Genomic DNA, 19,405 nt, shown 5'->3' with positions numbered 1-19,405 from the left:
CGGAGGTTCGAGTTGTTCTTCAGGCCTTCAGGTACTGCGATTTTGAACCCAACCAGCGTTCGATGTGGCGCTGCGCGAGCGCAGGATAACGGTCCAGCATGAGAGGCGCCAGCCGGCGCGCCCATTGCAGCAGGGGGGCGTCGGTCGAAAGATCGGCGAATCGCAGCAGCGGCGCGCCCGACTGGCGTGCGCCGAGGAATTCGCCGGGGCCTCGGATCGCGAGGTCGCGGCGGGCGATTTCGAAGCCGTCGGAGGTCTCCAGCATCGCCTTCAGGCGCGCCCGCGCGGTTTCTCCGAGGTGGCCGGCGACGCCTTTCGAATAGAGCAGGATGCACGCGGACGCCGCCGCGCCCCGGCCCACGCGGCCGCGCAGCTGGTGCAGCTGCGACAGGCCGAAGCGCTCCGCGTGCTCGATCACCATCAGCGACGCATTGGGCACGTCGACGCCGACTTCGATGACGGTCGTGGAGACGAGCACGCCCATCTGGCCGCCCGTGAAGAGCGACATCACGGCCTTCTTTTCCGGCACGGGCATGCGCGAGTGCAGCAGGCCCACCATGACGCCCGGCAAGGCTTGCGTGAGCTGCTGGTGAGTGGCGGTGGCGTTGGTGAGATCGAGCGCTTCGCTTTCCTCGATGAGTGGGCAGACCCAGTACACCTGCCGGCCGGCGGCCACCTGCGCGCGGATGCGTTCGACGACTTCGTCGCGGCGGTTCTCCGAGATGAGTTTGGTGACGACGGGCGTGCGGCCGGGCGGCAGTTCGTCGATGGTGGAGACGTCGAGGTCTGCGTAGTAGCTCATGGCGAGCGTGCGCGGGATGGGCGTGGCGGACATCATGAGGAGGTGAGGCTCCTGCGGCTCGACATCTCCGCGAGTCAGGTCGTCGCCCTCGCGAGTCAGGTCGTCATCCCCGCGAGCCAGGTCGTCATCCCCGCGAGCCAAGTCGTCATCCCCGCGCGCCAGGTCGTCTTCCCCGCGAGTCAGGTCGTCTTCCCCGCGAGCCAGGTCGTCATCGCCGCGCGCCAGGTCGTCATCCCCGCGGAAGCGGGGATCCAGAGTCTTCTGCGACAGCCCTCCTGGATCCCCGCTTTCGCGGGGATGACGCGCTTCGAGATGACTCGCCTCGGGATGACGCGCCTCGGGATGACTCGCCTCGCGATGACGCGCTTCGGGATGACGCGCTTCGGAATGACGCGCTTCGGAATGACGCGCTTCGGGATGACGAGCCTCAGTATGACGCGCTTCCGCACGCGAAGAACGCATCTCCTCGCGAACGCGCAGCGGCACGCCCCGGCCCATCTTGCCCCTGAGCGCCAGCCTCTGTTCCACCCCGAACCGATGCTGCTCGTCGATGATGGCGAGCGCCAGTTCGCGGAACTGCACCTGCTCCTGGATCACCGCGTGCGTTCCGACCACGAGCGCCGCCTCGCCGCTCGCGATCAGTTGCAGCATCTCCCCGCGTTCCTTCTTCCGCTGGCTGCCCGTGAGCCACGCGACGCGCAGGGCGCGCGGCGCGAGCAGCGGCTCCAGCCAGCCGATCAGTTTGCGAAAGTGCTGCTCCGCCAGGATTTCGGTCGGCGCCATGAGCGCGCACTGCGAACCGGCATCGATCACGATTGCCGCGGCGAGCGCCGCGACGATGGTCTTGCCCGAGCCCACGTCGCCTTGCAGCAGGCGATGCATCGGCGTCTCGCGCGCGAGGTCCCTCGCGATCTCTTCGCCCACCCGCCGCTGCGCGAGCGTGAGCTCGAACGGCAGCACCCGGAGCAGTTGCTCGTGCAATCCGCCCGCGCGAACCTCGAACGCAGGCGCGCGCAGGCGCTCGTGTTCGCGCTTGCTTTGCAGTTGCGAGAGCTGCTGCGCGAGAAGCTCCTCCGCCTTCAACCGCTGCCACGCGGGGTGTCCGCGGTCCTCCAGCGCCGAAAGCGAAACATCCGGCGAAGGGTGATGAAGAAACTGCAACGCATCGCGCAGCGTCCACAGGCCCTCGGTCGCAGTGTCCGGAGGCAGCGTATCGCTGAGATCGGCACGCGAAAGTCCCGACAGCACGGCCTTGCGCAGATAGGCCTGCGGCAGCGCCGCCACCGTCGGATACACCGGCGTGAGCGCCTGCGCGAGCGCGCCGCCCGCCGGCTTGAACGTCGGGTGGACCATCTGGAACCCGGCCAGGCCGCCCTTCACCTCGCCGCGGATGCGCAGCTTCGCGCCGCGCGCGAGCGTCTTCTGGTGCGACGGATAGAACGTGAAGAACCGCAGCGTGCAGGTGTCGGTGCCGTCGTCCACCGTGACCACGAGCTGTCTGCGCGGGCGCAGCGCGACGTGCGAATCCGTGACCGTGGCCTCGATCTGCACGGTATCGCCGTCGCGCGCGTCGCGCAGCTTCACGATGCGAGTTTCATCCTCGTAGCGCAGCGGCAGATGCAGCGCGAGGTCGATGTCGCGCGTGAGCCCGAGCTTGCGAAGGGCCTTCTGCGGTGCGGAGAGCGCCTGGGTCTCGGGCATGGGACAATTCTGCCTTCTCCCGAACCTGGAACGGGTCCGTCCGGCCCTCGATGCGTCACTTCACCCTGGGCGATTTCGATTTCGCCTTGCCCCCCGAACTGATTGCGCAGCATCCCGCGAGCGAGCGCAGCGCGTCTCGCCTGCTCGATGGCACGCTCGACGCGAGCGTCGACCGCGTCTTTCGCGACCTGCCATCGCTCCTGCAACCGGGCGACCTCCTCGTCTTCAACGACACGAAGGTCGTGAAGGCGCGCCTCTTCGGCGAAAAGCCCACGGGCGGCCGGCTGGAACTGCTCGTCGAACGCGTGCTGCAAGACCGCGAGGTCGCAGCTCACATGAAAGTGAGCAAGAAGCCCGCCACCGGCACCGTGCTGCGCATGGACGGCGGCTTCACGGCCACGCTGCTCGGACGCTGGCCCGACAGCGAAGGCGCGCTCTTTCGCTTCGCGCTGAGCGACGATCCGTACGCGCTCATGGAACGCCATGGCCACGTGCCGCTGCCGCCTTACATAGAACATGCGGATTCGGCCGAAGACGCCGAGAGATACCAGACGGTCTTTGCCGCGAAGCCCGGCGCCGTTGCCGCGCCGACCGCCGCGCTGCATTTCGACGAAGCCGTGCTGCGCGCGCTCGATGCGCGCGACGTGCAACGCGCAAGCGTCACGCTGCACGTTGGCGCCGGCACGTTTCAGCCGGTGAAGACCGAGAACATCGCAGAGCACCGCATGCACAGCGAGCGCTATGAGGTCCCCGATGCCACGCAGCAGGCGATCCGCGACTTGCGCGCGCGCGGCGGACGCCTCGTCGCCGTGGGCACGACCACCGTCCGCACGCTCGAATCGTGGTCGCTCACGGGCCAGGCGCGGGGCGACACGAGCATCTTCATCACGCCGGGCTTTCGCTTTCGCGAGACCGATCTGCTCCTCACCAACTTTCATCTGCCGAAGTCGACGTTGCTGATGCTCGTGAGCGCGCTGGCGGGCCACGAGAAGATCATGGCGCTCTACCGCCACGCGGTGGCCGAGCGCTACCGGTTCTTCAGCTATGGCGACGCGATGCTGCTCGCACGGCAATCCTGAAATCGACATGCTGCAATTCGAGCTTCTGAAGAGCGAGGGCCTCGCACGCCGAGGCCGCCTCACGCTGAACCATGGCGTCGTGCAGACGCCGGTCTTCATGCCGGTCGGCACCTATGGAACCGTGAAGGGCATCACACCGCGCTCGCTCGAGGAAATGGGCGCGCAGATCATCCTCGGCAACACCTTCCACCTGTGGATGCGGCCGGGGCTGGATGTGCTGAAGCAGTTCGGCGGGCTGCACCGCTTCGAGAACTGGACGAAGCCGATCCTCACCGACTCGGGCGGCTTTCAGGTGTGGTCGCTCGGCGAGATGCGCAAGATCGCCGAGGAGGGCGTGAAATTCGCCTCGCCCGTGAACGGCGACAAGCTTTTTCTCACGCCCGAAGTCTCGATGCAGATCCAGACGATCCTGGATTCGGACATCGTGATGCAGTTCGACGAGTGCACGCCTTACGAGACGAAGGACCGCGTCACGACCGAAGCCGAGGCGCGCTTCTCGATGGAACTCTCGCGCCGCTGGGCGGTGCGCTGCAAGACGGAGTTCGAGCGGCTGGAAAACCGCAACGCGCTTTTCGGCATCGTGCAAGGCGGCATGTTCGAACACTTGCGCGAGGAGTCCCTCGACGCGCTCGTGGAGATGGACTTCCCCGGTTATGCGGTCGGCGGGGTGAGCGTGGGCGAGCCCAAGGAGGACATGCTGCGCATCATGGCGCACACGCCTCACCGTTTGCCCGCGCACAAGCCGCGCTACCTGATGGGCGTCGGCACGCCCGAAGACCTGGTGGCGGGCGTTGCGCAGGGCGTGGACATGTTCGACTGCGTGATGCCCACGCGCAATGCGCGCAACGGCCATCTCTTCACGCGTTTCGGCGACCTGAAGATCCGCAACGCGAAGCATCGCAGCGATGCGCGGCCGCTCGACGAAACATGCACTTGCTACACGTGCAGCGGGCACACGGCGTCGGACGGCAGCGTGACGGGCGGCTTCTCGCGTGCTTATCTGCACCATCTGGACCGCTGCGGCGAAATGCTCGGACCGATGCTCGCCACGATTCACAACCTGCACTACTACCTGAACCTGATGCGTGAGGTGCGCGAAGCGCTCGATGCCGGGCGGTTCGAGGAATTCGCGGTGAGGTTCGCGAATGACCGGCAACGGGGCGTCTAGGAGAATTCGATGCTGCCCTTCGGGGCGGCGCCGGTTGCCGGACACCGCACGATGCTTCGGCATGGGCCGCCGATCAGGCGGCTTGCGCTCAGCTACGATTGCGCCGCATGGAAGCGGTGAAGCGCATCGTCGGCCGGCTCTTCGCATGGCCGCTCGCCCTCCTCATCCTCTTCGAGGAATGGGGCTGGCAGCCGCTGCAGCGCGGGCTCGCGCGGCTCATGCGCGCGCTCGGGCTGGAACGCATCGAGGCATCGATCCGCAAGCTGCCGCCGTATGCGGCACTCGCGCTGTTCCTCGTCCCCACACTTCTGCTGCTGCCGGTGAAGATCGCTGCGCTCTGGTTCATCGGCCGCGGGCGCGTCCTCTTCGGAACCGGCGTCATCGTCGTCGCCAAGATCGCCGGCACGGCCCTCGTCGCGCGGCTTTTCACGCTCACGCGCGAGTCGCTGATGCAGCTCGCGTGGTTTGCGCGCGTCTATGCACGCTGGGTCGCCTTCAAGGAAGAGCTAGTCGCCCAGGTCCGCGCGTCGTGGCCCTGGCGCATCGGCCGCGTGGCCAAGAGGCGCTGGCGGCGCCGCTTCGAAGCGTGGCGCCATGGCTGAAGGCGCGCCCACCGGTCCGCTGCGCCTCGCGGAAGTGCTGGGCACCTTGTCCCTGGCGACCGATCTCGCCAACGCGCAGCCGAGCGAGGACGGCCTGCGCATCGCTCTTCTCGCATCGCGCCTTGCGGTCGACGAGCCCGCGTCCGTGCGGCACGAAGTCTTCTGGACAGGGCTCTTGCGCTATCTCGGCTGCAACGGCTTCGCGGTCGAAGACGCGGCCTACGCGAGCGGCGACGACGTCGGCCTGAGAGCCGCCTTCATCCCCATCGACTTCGGCCGGCCCCAGGAGTTCATCGGCGCCGTGCTGCGCGACGTGGGCAAGGGCGCGCCGCCGCTGCAACGCGCGGCGGGTGTGCTCAAGCTGCTTGCCGATCCGGGCGCGGGCAAGGCGCATGCGCACGCGCAATGCGATGCGGCCGTGCATTGCGGCAAGCGCCTGGGCATGCCCGAAGGCGTGCTGCGCGCCCTGTCGCAAGCCGACGAACGCTACGACGGCCGCGGCGTGCCCCTCGGTCTGACAGGCGGCGCGCTCAGCCTCGCGCAACGCTACGTCGAGGCCGCGCGCATCGGCGTCGTCTACAACGCGCTCGGCGGCCCTTCGCGCGCCGCCGCTGAACTGCGCCGGCGATCGGGCGGCCATCTCGATCCCACGATCGTCGCGCGCTTCGAAGCCGATGCACCCGCGCTGTGTACGGGCCTCGATCAGTCGTCGGTGTGGGATGACTTCCTGGCCTGCGAGCCCGGTGTGTGGCTCGTGGACGAGCAAGGGCTCGGGCGGCTCTTCGAAGCCTTCGCGCTGATGGCCGATCTGAAGTCCGGCTACTTCAGCGGCCATTCGACCGGCGTTGCGGCGCTCGCGCGCGCGGCCGCGCTCGCGCAGGGCCTGCGCCCGGAAGATGCCGACTTGCTCGCCCATGCCGCGCTGCTGCACGACATCGGCCGCGTCGCGGTGCCCACGGGCCTGTGGGACAAGCCCGCGCCGCTCACGGCCAGCGAATGGGAGCGCGTGCACCTGCACAGCTACTACACCGACCGCGTGCTGCGCCGCAGCCCGGCGCTCGCGCGCCATGCGGACATCGCGGGCCGCGCTCACGAGCGCGCCGACGGCAGCGGCTATCACCGCGGAGAACGCGACTCCACGGCGTTCGTGCGCCTGCTCGCGGCTGCGGACACGTATCACGCCTGCGGCGAGCCGCGTGCATACCGCCCGGCGCTCGACGGCGCCGCCGCGCGCAAGGTGCTGCTGGACGAGGTCGCGCGGGGCCGGCTCGATCGCGCCGCGGTGGACGCGGTGCTCGCGGCCGCAGGAGCGCAACCCGCACCCGCGGCCTCGTTGCCCGCCGGATTGACCGAGCGCGAACTCGAAGTGCTGCGGCTCGTGGTGCTCGGCCTCTCGAACAAGGAAATCGGCAAGCGCCTGGGCATCTCGCCGCGCACCGTGCAGCACCACACGATCCACATCTACGGCAAGAGCGGCGTGAAAAGCCGCGGCGGCGTCGCCCTCTGGGCGGTCGAGCAGGGGCTCTTCGGCGCGGCGCCCCGGCCATAGGCCACTTGGCGGATGTGGGCGCGCGGTGCGCTTCCTATCGTGAGGGCTCCTTCAACCCCCACGCGAGGACGCCGTGAACCGCAACATCGAAACCATCCAGTCGATCTACCAGGCCTTCGGCCGCGGCGACGTGCCCCACATCCTGGCGCAGCTGTCGCCCAAGGTCGAGTGGGACGTCTGGCCGGACCTGAGCGCGCAGCGCGCGGGTCATCCGCTGCTCCTGCAGCGCACGAATCCCGCCGGCGTCGGCGAGTTCTTCCAGGTGCTCGCCGCCACGCTCGAATTCCACGAGTTCAAGCTCCACGACATCTTCGGATCGGGCCACAGGGTCGCCGCGCTCTCCTGCGTCGACTGCACCTATCGCGCCACCGGAGTGCGCCTGCGCGACGAGGAACTGCATCTGTGGACCTTCGGCGACGACGGCCGCGTGATCGGCTTTCGCCACTACATCGACACGGCCAAGCACATGCGCGGCGCCGGATTGCTTGCGGCCTGAGTCATCGCACGGGTGCTCGACGTCTTCCGGCACTCCTTCGATGCGGCCCGGCATCTCCGGGCCGCCGGGCTCGAGACACAGGCGCCGGTCACGGCCGCAGCGTGACCGCGGAGGAGGCGAGGCCGGCACGGGGCAACCAGTCGAAAACGGAATCCACCGTCACGGTCTCGATCCGGTTGGAAAAGCGCTTCTCGCTCGGGTGGTCGTCGAACGCCACGTTGGCCGACGTGAGCCGCCCGCCGAGCCGCTCCATCGGTCCCAGGTGCAAGGTGGTGGGCTGGTAGCCCTTGAACTGCAGCCACGCCTGCGCCTGGGTGCGCGATGCGATGCCGGGCTCCATCGCCGCCGCGAGCGTCTCGATCGCCCACTGGTTGGACTGCTGATAGCGCTGGCCCCACGCATAGCTCACGACGCTGTACGGCTTCCAATGCATCGCGGTGGCACGCCGCTCATCCTGCAACACGGCCAGAAGCCTTGCCTGCACCTCGGGCGCCGGCACTTCGTAGGCGGCCTCGTAGCGCCACAGGCTGTCGAGGAAGAAGTCCCCGAGGCCCTGGCGATAGATCGACGCATCGGCCGTGCCGCACTGGTTCAGCTTGTGCAGCACGCGCCAGCGCCCGTCGGCCGTGCGGTACGCGAAGCCCAGGTGCGAATAGCGCAGGCCGTACTGGGTAAGGTCCTGCCCCGCGCGAGCGAGCACGACGACTTGCGTGCCGTTCTTCGCATATTCATCGTCGAGCGCGCGCAGCGTGCGTTCGGCCATGCCGAACGCGCGAGCGAGGGTGGCCGCCGACGGTTTCCACGGTTCGCAGGTGCGGCCCGCCCGGGCCGGCGCGGCGACCACCGCCGCCAGGAGAAGTGCGCACATCGCGCGCCAGAATGCGGTCTTCATCTCAGTACGTGACCCGTTCGTTGAAGAGCAGCGCTTGGCCGAGCGCGTTCGGGATGAAGGCAATTGCTTCGCCCGCGGCCGAGAGGATCGTGCCCGCGCCGATCACGCTCACGGTCACAAGCGTTCCCGCCGCGAGCGAAGCGGTCTGCGCGGAGCGACCGAGGAATTCGATGCTGACGCGCGTGCCGTCGGACGCGCGTTCCAGCACGCAGATCGTGCCGCGCGCGCTCACTTCCACCGACTTCACCACGAGCACCGTCCCCGCGGTGGAAAGCATCACCGGCACGGCGACCACGGTGCTGCCCGCCACCATGACGGAAGCCACCGGCAGCGCCGACAACGTGCTGAGCGCCATCGATGCTTCGCTTTGCGCATGCGCGGGGAGGGACATGGCAGCGGCGCCGGCCGCGAGCCAAAGGGAGATCAGGGTCTTTTTCATTCGCGGTTCCTCGCTTCGTCGATATCGGCCTCGTGCGCGTCGCGCAGCGTCTTGGCCAGGGTGAAAGTGCAGGTGATGAGATAAAGCCAGCTCACGCCGAGGTAGGCCTTGTAGGTTTCGTTGACTTCCATGCGCATGAGCCCCCATGCGGTGAGCGCCATCGCGAGGAAGAAGCCGCCCCACACGACGAGTCGGAAGAGCGGCGTGTCGGCGTCGCGCTTCTCGAGGCGCGCGCGCTCGTTGTCGCGCACGAACTTGGCGAGCACGAAGGCGGCCGAGAGGCAGAACATGTAGCCCATGAACATGAAGGCGCGATCCAGGTCCCGCCCCGGCAGGTAGGCGAGGCCGACGCCGCAGACAAACGCGGCGAGGAGGAAGGACACCCAGACCTGCAGCTGCCAGGCCTTGGTGTCGCGGTGGATGCGGACTTGCATGCGGACCTCTTGGAGGTGGTTGGACATGCGGAGGAGTGTGTGGGCGCGGGCCTGCGCCGAAGGCCTCATTTCGCGCAAGGTGAACCGTGAGGCGCTCGGGGTATCGCGCCGCGGTACTTCTCCCCGCTCAGACGAAGAGCGCCCCCATCACCGAAAGCGCCTGCGCATCCGCCCACAACCGCTCGCCCGAACGGGCCACGAGCCGCGCTGAGAAGTCGGCGAGTTCGTCCTCGATGAACTGCGACCGGTAGCAGTGCACACCGCTCAACCAGGCATCGCGATCGAACGCTCCGAATCGCAGTGCGTGCAGTTCGCGCCCGGCCCGGCGCGACACGCCCGTCATGTGCCTGCGCACACTCTCCATCGAGACTCCCAGGACGTAGGGCACGTCCTCGTAGAACACCAGCGGATGAGTCCCCGCCGCCGCGATGCCCGCCACCATCGCGAGTAAATGATCCCGATGGAACTGCCCGGCCGGCAGCACCCACGGACCCGGCTCGGGCGCGTGCCGCGCCATCGCCTCTCTCAGCGCGACGAGCAGAGGCTGCTCGACGTCCTCCTTGCGTTGCGCCGCCCCGCCCGCACCGCGCGCCGCCGGACGCAGCGGCTCATCGTCGAAGCCGAGCGCGCGATGGCGAGCCGCCTCGCCGAATCGCGCGGCGAAAGCCTCGTCCTCCAGGCGCCGCAGTGCCGTGACGCTGTCGACATCGCCATTCGATGCCGCACGCGGTGCCCAGCGGGTGCGGCTGAAGCAGGTGAGAAACGTGAACCGCGCGCCGCGCCGGTGCCACCAGGCGAGCGTGGAGCCCAGCGAGAGCGCCGCATCGTCCGGATGCGGCGACACGACGGTGAAATGCGTCACACGCCCGCGGCGAGCAGTTGCTCCACCTTCGAGCGCAGTGCCGCGGGCTGCACTTCGTCCGCTGTCACGGGCGCCCCGACGTTCAACCCCACGCGGCTGAACATCCCGCGCCGGAACGGCCGCACCATGGCGTTGCCCTCTTCGACGCGACTGAAGAACGAGCCCCAGAGGTTCACGAGCGCCATCGGAATCACCGGCGCGTGCACGCCATCGGCACGCGCGCGATCCAGCACCTTCATGATGCCGCCCTTGAACTCCTGCAGATGGCCGTCGCGCGTGATCCCGCCTTCGGGAAAGATCGCGAGCAGGTCGCCTTCTCTCAGCACCTGCGCGGCGCGTTCGAAGGCGGCCGCGTAGATTGCGGGGTGGTCCTTCTGCGATGCGATGGGGATCGCCTTGGCAAGCCGGAAGAGCCAGCCGAGCACGGGAAGCCGGAAGATGCGATGGTCCATCACGAAGTAGATCGGCCGGGGGCTTGCCGCCATCAGCAGCACCGCATCGACGAAGCTCACGTGGTTGCACGCGAGGATCGCGGGCCCTTCGGTGGGAATGTAGTCGTCGCCGCGCACCTTGAAGCGATAGATGAAGTGCGACATCGCCCAGGCCACAAAGCGGATGAAGTATTCGGGCACGAGGAAGAAGATGTAGCCCGCCACCAGCGCGTTGGCGATGCCCGTGGCAAGGAAGATCTGCGGAATCGTCGCGCCCGCGGCGAGCAGCGCGCCCGCGAGGATCGCGCTTGCGATCATGAAGAGCGCATTGAGGATGTTGTTGGCCGCGATGATCCGCGCGCGGTGCGTGGGCTGCGCGCGCAGCTGGATCAGCGCGTACATCGGCACGCTGTAGAGGCCGGCGAAGAGCGACAGCAGCGCGAGGTCGGCCATCACGCGCCAGTGCGCGCCGATCGCGACGAATTGCCCGAGCGTGAGTTCGGCCGCGCCGGACAGGCCGCGCGAGGCGAAGTACAGGTCCACCGCGAACACGGTCATGCCGATCGCGCCGAGCGGCACGAGCCCGATCTCCACGTGACGCCGCGAAAGCATCTCGCACAGGAGCGAGCCGATGCCGATCCCCACCGAGAACACGACGAGCAGGAGCGAGGCGACCTGCTCGTTGCCGTGCAGCACTTCCTTCGCGAAGCTCGGGAACTGCGAGAGGAACACCGCGCCGAAGAACCACATCCAGCTGATGCCCAGGAGCGACCTGAACACCACCACGTCGCCGTGCGCGAGCTTCAGGTTGCGCACCGTCTCGCTCACCGGGTCCCAGTTGATCTTCAGGCCCGGATCGGTCGCGGCGGACACGGGCACCGCCTGCGCCACCAGCCGGCCGATCAAGGCCAGCGCGATGCAGCTCACGCCCACGTAGTGCGCGCCGACCTCGGGGATCGAGACGATCAGACCGCCCGCCACGTTGCCAAGCAGGATGGCGACGAAAGTGCCCATCTCCACCATGCCGTTGCCGCCCGTGAGTTCGCGCTCGCTCAGGTGCTGCGGAAGATAGGCGTACTTCACCGGGCCGAACAGCGTCGAGTGCAGGCCCATGAGGAAGGTGCACAGGAGCAGCACCGGCACGAACGCGGCGAAGAAGCCCCAGCTCGCGAGCACCATGATGCCGATCTCCAGCCATTTGACGAAGAGGATCATCGCTCGCTTGTCGTACTTGTCCGCGAGCTGGCCGCTGGTGGCGGAAAAAAGGAGGAAGGGCAGGATGAAGAGCGCCCCGATCACGAGCCCCGCCATGTGCGGCGTGAGCCAGCTCACCTGCAGCTGGTAGGTCACCATCACGGTGAAGCCGAACTTGAAGAGATTGTCGTTGGCCGCGCCGCAGAACTGCGTCCAGAAAAATGGCGCGAAGCGCCTTTGCCCGAGGAGCGCGAACTGATTCGGATGCGATTCGGCGGCGCGCGGGAGGGCGGGCGCTTCGGCGGTGGCGGCGGTGTTCATGGCGTTTTTCTCCTGGGTGGCGGGCCCCTCGCTTCGCGAAAACCAGCCATGCGAGCGATTCTGCCTTCAGTGCCCGGCGGTTCGCCACCGTCTGGCGCTACATTCCCGCACAGAGCTACCCGCGGTATCCGCCGCCGATACCGGCCGACCATTCCATGAGCACCACCGCCGACCTCGTTCTCGCCCTCAAGAAGGAGCTGAAAGCCGCGCACATGACCTACGCCGACCTCGCGCGCGGCCTGGGCATGGCGGAGTCCAGCGTGAAGCGCATGCTCGCGAAGGGCGACATGCCGCTTTCCCGCATCGACGCGATCTGCCGCACGCTCAAGCTCGATTTCGCGGAGCTCGCGCGGCGCGTGGCCGACGCGCAGCCGCTTTTGAAGGAGCTCACGCAGGAACAGGAGCGGGCGGTGGTTGCGGACAAGAAGCTGCTGCTCACGGCGATCTGCGTGCTCTCTATGTGGACGCTCGAGCAGATCACGAGCGAGTACCGCGTGAGCGAGGCCGAATGCATCAGGTGCCTCGCGCAGCTCGATCGCATCGGCATCATCGAGCTGAAGCCCGGCAACCGCTACCGGCTGAAGCTCGCCAAGACTTTCCGCTGGCGGCCCCACGGCCCGGTGATGAACTACTTTCGCGACAACGTGGTGCTCGACTACTTCGCGGGCGGCTTCGACGGCGCCGCCGAAGGGCTGCTGCTCGTGCACGGGTCGGTCGCGCGCGGCATCGCGCCTTCGTTCGTGGAACGCATGCAGCGCCTCGCGCAGGACTTCGCCCAGCAGCATCAGGCGGACCAGAAGCTCGGGCAGGACGATCGCGAGGGCTATACGCTCGTGCTTGCGATGCGAAGCTGGGAATTCACGGCCTTCACGCAGCTGCGGCGATAAGGCCCCGAGCGCGTCGGCCGCGCTTCACTCGAGCGTCAGCGGCCCGGTCTGCAGCATCCGCGCCTGCAAGCGCTCCTTCTCCGCTTCCTCGTCCTCGGTGAACAGGTCGCCCCAGTCGTCTTCGAGCGGCGCATGATCCGTGGCGAGCTGCGTCACGCGCGACTTCTGGTCCTCGCGGCCGGGGCGCACGAGCACTTCGCGCATCCGCAGATGCAGCGCCTTGCGCATGCGCAGCCAGAAGTCGGCGCGCCGCACCTGGCGTTCGCGCTTTTCCGGCGAGAGCGCGGTGGCCGCGAGCTTGTCGTCGGAATGCAGCGGCAGCACCACCCAGCCGAGCGGGCCGGGCGCCGCGTCGAAGTGCGCCCACAGCGCGTCGTGACTCGCGAAGATGCGCTCGGCCGCCTCGCGCGAAGCGGTGTCGAAGCGAAAGCTCCACCCCTGCAGCCGATGCGACGCGGGGTTCAGCCCCACGAGCTTGTGCCCCCAGGCGCGGGCGAGCTCCTGCATCGTGCACACGAGCAGCACCGAGGGCTTCCAGCCCTGCAGTGCCTGCGAAACTTCCACCGGCGACATGGCCATGCGCGACGCATGATGCCGCTGGCCCCGCACGCCGCCGATCACGAGGCACGAGGTGTCCTCGATGCGAAAGCGCGAGAAGGCGAGCGCCGCGAGGTCCAGCGGCAGCGCCTTGTGCTGCACGTCGCTCGAGCGCTGCGCCGTGAGGGTGAGCAGCAATTCGCCCTCGGGGCTTTGCACACCCGTGCGCTGCACCTGAAGTCGCAGATAGTCGAAGCCACGCGGCGGCCTCAGCTCGGCGAGCACGACCGGCTTGCCGGACGTGAGCCGCTCCAGCGCGGCGGGTTTGAAGGCGGTTTCGATCCAGTCGGTGTGGTCGATGAGCTGCGTCACGCGCTCGCCGATGCTCGCGTGGCGCTGCACCGAAGGCCGGATCGCACGCAGGTATTCGCCTTCCAGATCGTCGAGCATGCCGCGCGCCTTCAGCTCGTGCACGATCGCCATCCAGCGCCCGAGCGCCTTGCCGTGCGCAAGCGTCGCGACGAGGGCGCGGCCGAAGAGTTCCGCGCGCGAGATGCCGCCGCCTTCGCCGCCTCGGCGAAGGGCCCAGCCGATGCCTTGCCAGACGCTCGGGATGCGGCGGCGCGATCGATCGGGGGAAGAAGCGGCGCGGGAACTGCTCATCGGAACACGGTCAGCACGCCAGTGTAGCCATAGAGGTGATGCCGGGCGATTTCTCCGCCCGCGAAGAAGCCCACGAGCGGCACGTCACCGAGCGCTCGCCGCACGATCTTCAGCTCCTCGCTCGGCCCGCCGAAGTGCGGCCCGCCGCGCCCGGCGCAGCTCACGTACACGGCGCCCGCGATGCGGCGCGCCGGATTCGGCCCCGCCTGCGCGTCCGAGCCCGAGAGCGTCGCGGCCACCGTGATCGGCATTTCCTCCGGCTCGAGTTCCTCGCGGATTTCAGCGCAGATGCGCGTGAGGTCGACGCGCGCGGCCTCCACGTCGCGGCGGCAGAACGCGAGGCGCATGCCTTCGGACACTCGCTCGGCCACCGCGATGCCCTGCCGCGTGGGGTCGAGCCCGATGATGTGCCGCACGATCACGTCGCCGCCGAAATTGCCGGTGCGCGCAACGAGGCTGCCGCCCGCCTCGGTGAGGCCGACGAGCGTGCGGCGCAGCGTGGCCATCGCGGCTTGCGGCTGATCGAGCGAGATCGACAGGTCTCTGAGCAGCACGTCGAGCGCGGGCTCGCCGTCGAGCTGAAGCACCACGTTGCCGTTCGCTTCGGTGATGCCGCGCTCGGCCGCCACCGGCTGGCAGCCCTGCGTCACGCGCGAGACGATCGCGACCTCGGGGCCGAACACGACGCCCGAGAGGCCTCCGCTGAAGACGCCGCTCGTGCCGCCGTGGCCCGCGAGCGTGCCGAAACCGGACACGGCGAACTGCACCGTCTCGCCGCGGCTGGAGGCCAGCCCCCCGAAGAGGTAGCCCGAGGACGTGCGCTGCGCCATCTCGGCGATCAGCTCGGCGAGTTCGGGCGTCGCGGCGTCGGCGTGAACGAGCGCGGTATGCGGCTGGAAGCGCGTCGCGTTGAGCGGCGTCACGCCGGAGAACACGGCGTACTGGTCCGGCGGCAGGTCGCACAGCATGAGCGCGAGGGCCGGTTCGTCGAAATACTCGACGTTGGAGGAGGCCACGCCGACACCGACCGTGCCGGCCCAGTCCGCGACTTCGGGCAGTTCGGCGCTCACGTGATCGAGGATGTCCTGCGCATGCGCCACATAGTGGTCCGTGATGTACAGCAGGCCGAGTGTCGGCAGGCTCGCGTAATCGGGCAGGGCCATCTGGGCTCTGACCTGCGCGAGTACCAGCCCCGCGGCCATCCGCCACTGCGGATGCGTCGCATGCCCGAAGGGAAAGAGCTTCATCGCGGCCTCACGCGGTCTTCTTGCGCGCGCGGGGCTTGCGTGCCGAAGCCGACGAGGCAGCGGCCCCGGCCGCGGACCGGGCGGCGCGCGCGGCGCCGCCGGCCGCCTTCATCGCTTCCTTCGCCATGCCGGTGGCGACGTTCTTCGCGGTGTCCGCCGCGGATTTCTGCGCGGCCTCCTTCATGGCGGTCGCGGCGATCTGCTGGAACTGCTGCGTGAGGGATCCCCACCACTGCAGCGGATCGACGATGCCTGCCGCTGCCGACGCCGACGCGCCCGCGCGCGCGCTGCCGGAGGGCTTCTTCGCGGCCGTCTTCGCCGCCGCCTTCCCGCGCGCCACGCCCGCGGCTTGCGACACCGAATCGGCCGCGCTCGCAGCCGCTTCGGTCGCCTTCTGCACGCCGCCCAGCATGCTGTCCGCGGCCTTCAGCTTCAGGGCGTTGGCGAGGTCGCCCATGTTGAAATTCATGCCCCTGAGCGTCGCGAGCGTCATCTTCTGCACTTCGAGCGCCTGGATCGTGGCCGAGAGCGCCTTGCTGTTCTGGTCGAGCCAGAAGTGCACGGCCTTCAGTTCGTCGATCCGCTTCTCGAGTTCCTCGACGTTCAGCGTGGGCGCGACCCAGTTGGCGATGTTGGGCAGCTGCGGGATGCTCTGCGTCGCGCCCTTCGCAAGGTTCTGCAGGAAGTCGAAGCCGGGGACGAATTTGCCGAAACCGAAGGCGGGGTCGCTCATGCCGTGCTCCGTGGGGGCGGTGACGGAGCACAGCTTACCGCAACCGCCCGCGCGGCGCGAAACCGTTCAGGGCTTCTTCGCCCCGCCTTCGTCGGGCGCGTGCGCGAGGACCGGCACCGTCAGCTCCAGCTTGCTCGTGTGGCCGCTCGCGTCGCGAAACATCAGCGTGAGGGGGATGCGCATGTCGGGCTTCAACGGTGCCTTCAGGCCTTGCAGCATGATGTGATAGCCGCCCGGGCCGAGCATCATGGGCCGGCCCACCGGCAAGTCGAGCGAGGCGATCTCGCGCATGCGCATCACGTCGCCTTCCATCTTCATCTCGTGCAGTTCGGCGCGGGCGGCCAACGGGGTCTCTGCGCCCACCAGCGCGACGGGCTCGCGCGCGGTGAGGCGCATGAATGCGCCGCTCGCGAGCTGGCCCTGCACGGTCGGGCGGGCCCATGCGGCTGCCGCGGTGACGGGGGCCGTCTGTGCGTGCGCGGCGGGCGCGAGGAAGAGCGCGCCAAGCGCGAAGAAAGTCGCGAAGAAAGTCGCGAAATGGTGCGCGAAGAAGGAGGGCGCGCGCAAGGGTGCGCGCAAAGCGGTGGCCGCGGACGCGAGCGATCGTGAGAAGTTCATCTTCGTACTTTCATGTCAATGATGATGGCCGCTTGCCGTGCCGTCGGCCGGAATGACTTCCAGGTACGCCGCAGGCGACTTGAGCTCGGCCAGCGATTGTCCCGCCTGCGGAACGTCCTTCCAATCGGCGCGGCCTTCCTCGCACACCTGACTCACCGGCCAGTAGAGCGAGCCGGCCTGGTCGGGCATCCGCGCGACCAGCACGAATTCGTCGTACTGGGTGGAAGGCAGCATGTCCTCGCGCGTCTTCGCGGTCCACACGACGCGCGCCACCCGGTCCGCATCCTTGCGAAGCTCGAGCGTCCAGCCGGGCTTGGGCATCGGATGCGCGCCTTTCACGCCGTCGGGGATCGTGACCGCGATCTGCTTCGTGGGCGATGCGCCGCAGCCATGGCCCACGCGAAACGTGGCCTTGTACGAGGCGCCCGCGGCCGCGACCTCGTATTCGAGGGTAACGTGCGCGTGAGCGGCGCAGGCCATCGTGGCGAGCGCGATGAGGATCGTCTTCTTCATAGATCGGCTTTCAGTTCCGCGACGTAGCTGCGCTGCGGATAGGGGTGGAAATTCCAATAGACCTGGCTGGTGAGGTTGTCGATGCCGAACGCAGCTTGCACGCGTTCGTTCACCCGCCAGACGGCGCGCACGTCCGCGACGAGGTAGCGGCTCGCGCCCTGGTAGGCGAAGCCGTTGGGGTCGCTGTTGTCGAGCGTGCTGAACTGCTTGCCGCTGAAACGCAGCGCACCGGTGAGCGACCAGCGCGCATCGGGCCGGTACGTGGCGACCGTCGCCGCGCGCCACTCGGGCACGCGCGGCTGGCGCTTGCCCACGCTCGCGGGGAAGGCGTCGTTGCGGGTGATGATCGAGTCGGTCCATGTGAGGTTGGCGCCCGCATCCAGCCCCTTCACCCACCAGTCGCTGCGTTGCCAGGCGACTTCGAAGCCGCGCGTGCGAATCGCGCCGACGTTCTGCACGGTGTTCACGTTGGCGGCGTTCAGCTGCGAAAAAAGCGCATCGCGCGTGCGCTCGAAGAACGCGGTGAAACGCAGCGACCCGTCGTTCACGTCGCGCACGGCGCTCAGCTCGCCGGTCCACGATTTCTCGGGCCGCAGGAACGGGTCGTTGTTGATCAACTGGCCGCTCGCGTTGATGCCGCCCTGGTACAGCTCGGAAACGGTGGGCATGCGCACCGCGCGGCCGGTGGAGGCTTTCAGCACCCAGTCGTCGTTCAGCCGATACGAGAGCGCGGCCTTGGGCGACGCGTAGTCTTCGCGGCGCTCGACGTGCGCGGCCGTGGTCGTCGCGTTCGAAGTCGCGCCGTCGAAGGCATGCCACTGCTCCAGGCGCAGGCCGAGCGTCGTCTTCCAGCGGCGCGAGAGCGTCCACGTGTCCTGCGCGTAGAGGCTCGTGAGCGTCGTGTCGCCCTGGAACGCGTTGTTGCGCGCGCCGGGGCCGCCCGCGATCCAGTCGCTCGTCGCGTTTTCGATGCTGCGCAGCCGGTAGGCGTCGCGCTGCAGGCCGAATTCGACGATGTGCGAGCGCGGCCGCCAGATGCCCTTGGCCGCAAGGGTCGTCCAGCCGGTGCCGTGCATGTCGACGATGCGGCCGGGGCCGCCTGCCGATGCGGCAGGCAGCGCGGTAGTGGGCGCGCGCAGCAGGTCTTCGTCGTAGCCGTAGTGGCTCGCCGAGAGTTCCCAATCCCACTCGCCGAGCGTGTGGCTCTTGAGCGTGAGGCCGTGCATCGTATGCGTGAGCGACTCGTTCGACGACGGGAAGTCCGAGGGCGACAGCGTGTAGCTGCGCCCGTCGATGCTCACCGTGCCGCTGTACACCGGCTGTCCCGCGGCGTCGCGCAAATAACTCTGCGAGCGCGCCTGCGAGTCGTTGCGCCAGAGCGCGAAGGTGTAGCTCGCGCGCAGGGCGGGCGTCACGTCGTAGGCGAGCTTCGCCTTCAGGTGGTCCTGGTCGCTGCGGTATTGCGTGCCGGCGCCGAGAATCCACCACGGCTGGTTCGCGCGGTTGAGGCCCGCGACCGCGCCCGTCACGGGTGTCGCGGCAGCCGCGCTGCCTTGCGAGAGCAGGCGCGTGGCGAAGGTGAGCGGCTGGCCGTCGCTTTGCGTGCGATTCACGTTCAGCCACCAGGCGAAGCCGCCTTGCCGGTCGCCCACCGAGGCACTGGCCTGTTGCGCGCCGAAATTGCCGTGCGTTCCATACAGGTCGAAGGGCTGCCACGTGCTCGACAGGCTCGCATGCGACTCGAACTTCGTCGGCATGCGCGTCACGAAATCGACGACGGCGCCCACCGAGTTGCCGGGGTAGGCGGCGGTGAACGGGCCGTACAGCACGTCGACGCGTTCGATTTCCTCCGGCGTCACGAGCATCCAGCGCGGCGCGAACGTCGCGCCGTTGCCAAGCAGGTTGGACAGCAGGATGCCGTCGGCATACACGAGCGAACGCGCGCTGTTGCCCGTGCCCGAGGCGCGCGTGGAGAGCACCGCGTGGTTGTAGTCGCCGGGGTAGCGCTTGCGAACGAGCAGGCTGGGCAGGTACTTGATCGCGTCTTCGCTGTCGGTGGCGTTGATCTGCTCGTCGATCTGCTCGCGGCCGATGCCTTCGATGGTGGTTGGAATCTGCGTCGGCAGCGAGGTCGGCGTGCCGCCCGTGACGGTGACGGGCTCGAGCGTGTGCATCGCGACTTGCTGGGCCGCGGCGAAGAGGGGAACGGCCGTCGCGGCAAGTGCCGCGGCGACTCG

At 68.5% G+C, this 19,405-nt stretch carries 18 protein-coding genes; 6 read left to right on the top strand and 12 right to left on the bottom strand.

What is annotated here, in order from left to right; all coding sequences use genetic code 11:
* Positions 1–19: 19 nt before the first annotated feature.
* Positions 20–2,503, bottom strand: a complete 2,484-nt coding sequence (locus tag VHA82_RS08300; protein WP_325542386.1) for an ATP-dependent DNA helicase RecG — start codon at positions 2,501–2,503, stop codon at positions 20–22.
* Positions 2,504–2,553: 50 nt separating this feature from the next.
* On the opposite strand from VHA82_RS08300, the gene queA reads away from it, so the two are divergent.
* From queA to VHA82_RS08275, 5 genes are all read left to right on the top strand, one after another.
* On the top strand, positions 2,554–3,582 hold the full coding sequence (queA, locus tag VHA82_RS08295; RefSeq protein WP_325542384.1) for a tRNA preQ1(34) S-adenosylmethionine ribosyltransferase-isomerase QueA: 1,029 nt from the start codon (positions 2,554–2,556) through the stop codon (positions 3,580–3,582).
* Positions 3,583–3,589: 7 nt separating this feature from the next.
* A complete protein-coding gene (gene tgt, locus VHA82_RS08290) occupies positions 3,590–4,750 on the top strand; it encodes a tRNA guanosine(34) transglycosylase Tgt (RefSeq protein ID WP_325542382.1) in 1,161 nt (386 codons plus the stop codon).
* 107 nt (positions 4,751–4,857) lie between these two features.
* Positions 4,858–5,352 carry a hypothetical protein gene (locus VHA82_RS08285; RefSeq protein ID WP_325542379.1) on the top strand — a complete coding sequence of 165 codons (495 nt, stop codon included), beginning with the start codon at positions 4,858–4,860 and terminating at the stop codon, positions 5,350–5,352.
* Complete coding sequence (locus VHA82_RS08280) at positions 5,345–6,901, top strand: HD domain-containing phosphohydrolase (protein WP_325542377.1); 1,557 nt, start codon at positions 5,345–5,347, stop codon at positions 6,899–6,901. Before VHA82_RS08285 ends, VHA82_RS08280 begins: the two co-directional genes overlap by 8 nt.
* Before the next feature lie 73 nt (positions 6,902–6,974).
* Positions 6,975–7,397 carry a nuclear transport factor 2 family protein gene (locus tag VHA82_RS08275; RefSeq protein WP_325542375.1) on the top strand — a complete coding sequence of 141 codons (423 nt, stop codon included), beginning with the start codon at positions 6,975–6,977 and terminating at the stop codon, positions 7,395–7,397.
* Between the two features lie 88 nt (positions 7,398–7,485).
* Here VHA82_RS08275 and VHA82_RS08270 read toward each other — a convergent pair whose 3' ends face one another.
* The 5 genes from VHA82_RS08270 to VHA82_RS08250 all read right to left on the bottom strand — a co-directional run bounded on the left by VHA82_RS08270 (position 7,486) and on the right by VHA82_RS08250 (position 11,970).
* Positions 7,486–8,289: a DUF2145 domain-containing protein gene (locus VHA82_RS08270; RefSeq protein WP_325542373.1), complete on the bottom strand. Its 804-nt coding sequence runs from the start codon at positions 8,287–8,289 to the stop codon at positions 7,486–7,488.
* 1 nt (position 8,290) lies between these two features.
* Positions 8,291–8,728, bottom strand: a complete 438-nt coding sequence (locus tag VHA82_RS08265) for a hypothetical protein (RefSeq protein WP_325542371.1) — start codon at positions 8,726–8,728, stop codon at positions 8,291–8,293.
* A complete protein-coding gene (locus VHA82_RS08260) occupies positions 8,725–9,189 on the bottom strand; it encodes a YiaA/YiaB family inner membrane protein (protein WP_325542369.1) in 465 nt (154 codons plus the stop codon). The genes VHA82_RS08265 and VHA82_RS08260 overlap by 4 nt, the downstream gene beginning before the upstream one ends.
* A 100-nt stretch (positions 9,190–9,289) precedes the next feature.
* Positions 9,290–10,024: a PIG-L deacetylase family protein gene (locus tag VHA82_RS08255; RefSeq protein ID WP_325542367.1), complete on the bottom strand. Its 735-nt coding sequence runs from the start codon at positions 10,022–10,024 to the stop codon at positions 9,290–9,292.
* Entirely contained in the window at positions 10,021–11,970 is a 1,950-nt protein-coding gene (locus VHA82_RS08250; RefSeq protein ID WP_325542365.1) for an MFS transporter, read from the bottom strand. Before VHA82_RS08250 ends, VHA82_RS08255 begins: the two co-directional genes overlap by 4 nt.
* A gap of 155 nt (positions 11,971–12,125) precedes the next feature.
* Here VHA82_RS08250 and VHA82_RS08245 point away from each other — a divergent pair, with 155 nt between their 5' ends.
* Entirely contained in the window at positions 12,126–12,857 is a 732-nt protein-coding gene (locus tag VHA82_RS08245) for a helix-turn-helix transcriptional regulator (RefSeq protein ID WP_325542363.1), read from the top strand.
* Positions 12,858–12,881: 24 nt separating this feature from the next.
* On the opposite strand, the gene VHA82_RS08240 is transcribed toward VHA82_RS08245, so the two are convergent.
* The 6 genes from VHA82_RS08240 to VHA82_RS08215 all read right to left on the bottom strand — a co-directional run.
* A complete protein-coding gene (locus VHA82_RS08240; protein WP_325542361.1) occupies positions 12,882–14,057 on the bottom strand; it encodes a DUF535 family protein in 1,176 nt (391 codons plus the stop codon).
* Entirely contained in the window at positions 14,054–15,304 is a 1,251-nt protein-coding gene (locus VHA82_RS08235; RefSeq protein ID WP_325542359.1) for an FIST signal transduction protein, read from the bottom strand. The genes VHA82_RS08240 and VHA82_RS08235 overlap by 4 nt, the downstream gene beginning before the upstream one ends.
* A 7-nt stretch (positions 15,305–15,311) precedes the next feature.
* Positions 15,312–16,037, bottom strand: a complete 726-nt coding sequence (locus VHA82_RS08230) for a PhaM family polyhydroxyalkanoate granule multifunctional regulatory protein (RefSeq protein WP_325542358.1) — start codon at positions 16,035–16,037, stop codon at positions 15,312–15,314.
* Between the two features lie 66 nt (positions 16,038–16,103).
* A complete protein-coding gene (locus VHA82_RS08225) occupies positions 16,104–16,655 on the bottom strand; it encodes a copper chaperone PCu(A)C (RefSeq protein WP_325542356.1) in 552 nt (183 codons plus the stop codon).
* Positions 16,656–16,670: 15 nt separating this feature from the next.
* Positions 16,671–17,168, bottom strand: coding sequence for a YcnI family protein (locus VHA82_RS08220; protein WP_325542354.1), 498 nt, complete (start codon positions 17,166–17,168; stop codon positions 16,671–16,673).
* Positions 17,165–19,405, bottom strand: a 2,241-nt coding sequence (locus VHA82_RS08215) for a TonB-dependent receptor (protein WP_325542352.1), incomplete at its 5' end; no start/stop codon positions are given. The genes VHA82_RS08215 and VHA82_RS08220, both read right to left, overlap by 4 nt.

This window comes from Ramlibacter sp., assembly GCF_035548915.1.
GTDB lineage: Bacteria > Pseudomonadota > Gammaproteobacteria > Burkholderiales > Burkholderiaceae_C > Ramlibacter.
The sequence above is the reverse complement of the archived record's forward strand: the minus strand, read 5'-3'. Positions and strand labels throughout refer to the sequence as shown.

Bases quoted from the DNA above. Each gene is read 5' to 3' on its own strand.
- VHA82_RS08260 (WP_325542369.1), bottom strand. From the start codon at position 9,189: ATGTCCAACCACCTCCAAGAGGTCCGCATGCAAGTCCGCATCCACCGC.
- VHA82_RS08245 (WP_325542363.1), top strand. From the start codon at position 12,126: ATGAGCACCACCGCCGACCTCGTTCTCGCCCTCAAGAAGGAGCTGAAA.
- VHA82_RS08230 (WP_325542358.1), bottom strand. From the start codon at position 16,037: ATGAGCGACCCCGCCTTCGGTTTCGGCAAATTCGTCCCCGGCTTCGAC.
- VHA82_RS08220 (WP_325542354.1), bottom strand. From the start codon at position 17,168: ATGAAGAAGACGATCCTCATCGCGCTCGCCACGATGGCCTGCGCCGCT.
- VHA82_RS08225 (WP_325542356.1), bottom strand. From the start codon at position 16,655: ATGAACTTCTCACGATCGCTCGCGTCCGCGGCCACCGCTTTGCGCGCA.
- VHA82_RS08280 (WP_325542377.1), top strand. From the start codon at position 5,345: ATGGCTGAAGGCGCGCCCACCGGTCCGCTGCGCCTCGCGGAAGTGCTG.
- VHA82_RS08250 (WP_325542365.1), bottom strand. From the start codon at position 11,970: ATGAACACCGCCGCCACCGCCGAAGCGCCCGCCCTCCCGCGCGCCGCC.
- VHA82_RS08235 (WP_325542359.1), bottom strand. From the start codon at position 15,304: ATGAAGCTCTTTCCCTTCGGGCATGCGACGCATCCGCAGTGGCGGATG.
- queA (WP_325542384.1), top strand. From the start codon at position 2,554: ATGCGTCACTTCACCCTGGGCGATTTCGATTTCGCCTTGCCCCCCGAA.
- VHA82_RS08270 (WP_325542373.1), bottom strand. From the start codon at position 8,289: ATGAAGACCGCATTCTGGCGCGCGATGTGCGCACTTCTCCTGGCGGCG.
- VHA82_RS08285 (WP_325542379.1), top strand. From the start codon at position 4,858: ATGGAAGCGGTGAAGCGCATCGTCGGCCGGCTCTTCGCATGGCCGCTC.
- VHA82_RS08265 (WP_325542371.1), bottom strand. From the start codon at position 8,728: ATGAAAAAGACCCTGATCTCCCTTTGGCTCGCGGCCGGCGCCGCTGCC.
- VHA82_RS08300 (WP_325542386.1), bottom strand. From the start codon at position 2,503: ATGCCCGAGACCCAGGCGCTCTCCGCACCGCAGAAGGCCCTTCGCAAG.
- tgt (WP_325542382.1), top strand. From the start codon at position 3,590: ATGCTGCAATTCGAGCTTCTGAAGAGCGAGGGCCTCGCACGCCGAGGC.
- VHA82_RS08240 (WP_325542361.1), bottom strand. From the start codon at position 14,057: ATGAGCAGTTCCCGCGCCGCTTCTTCCCCCGATCGATCGCGCCGCCGC.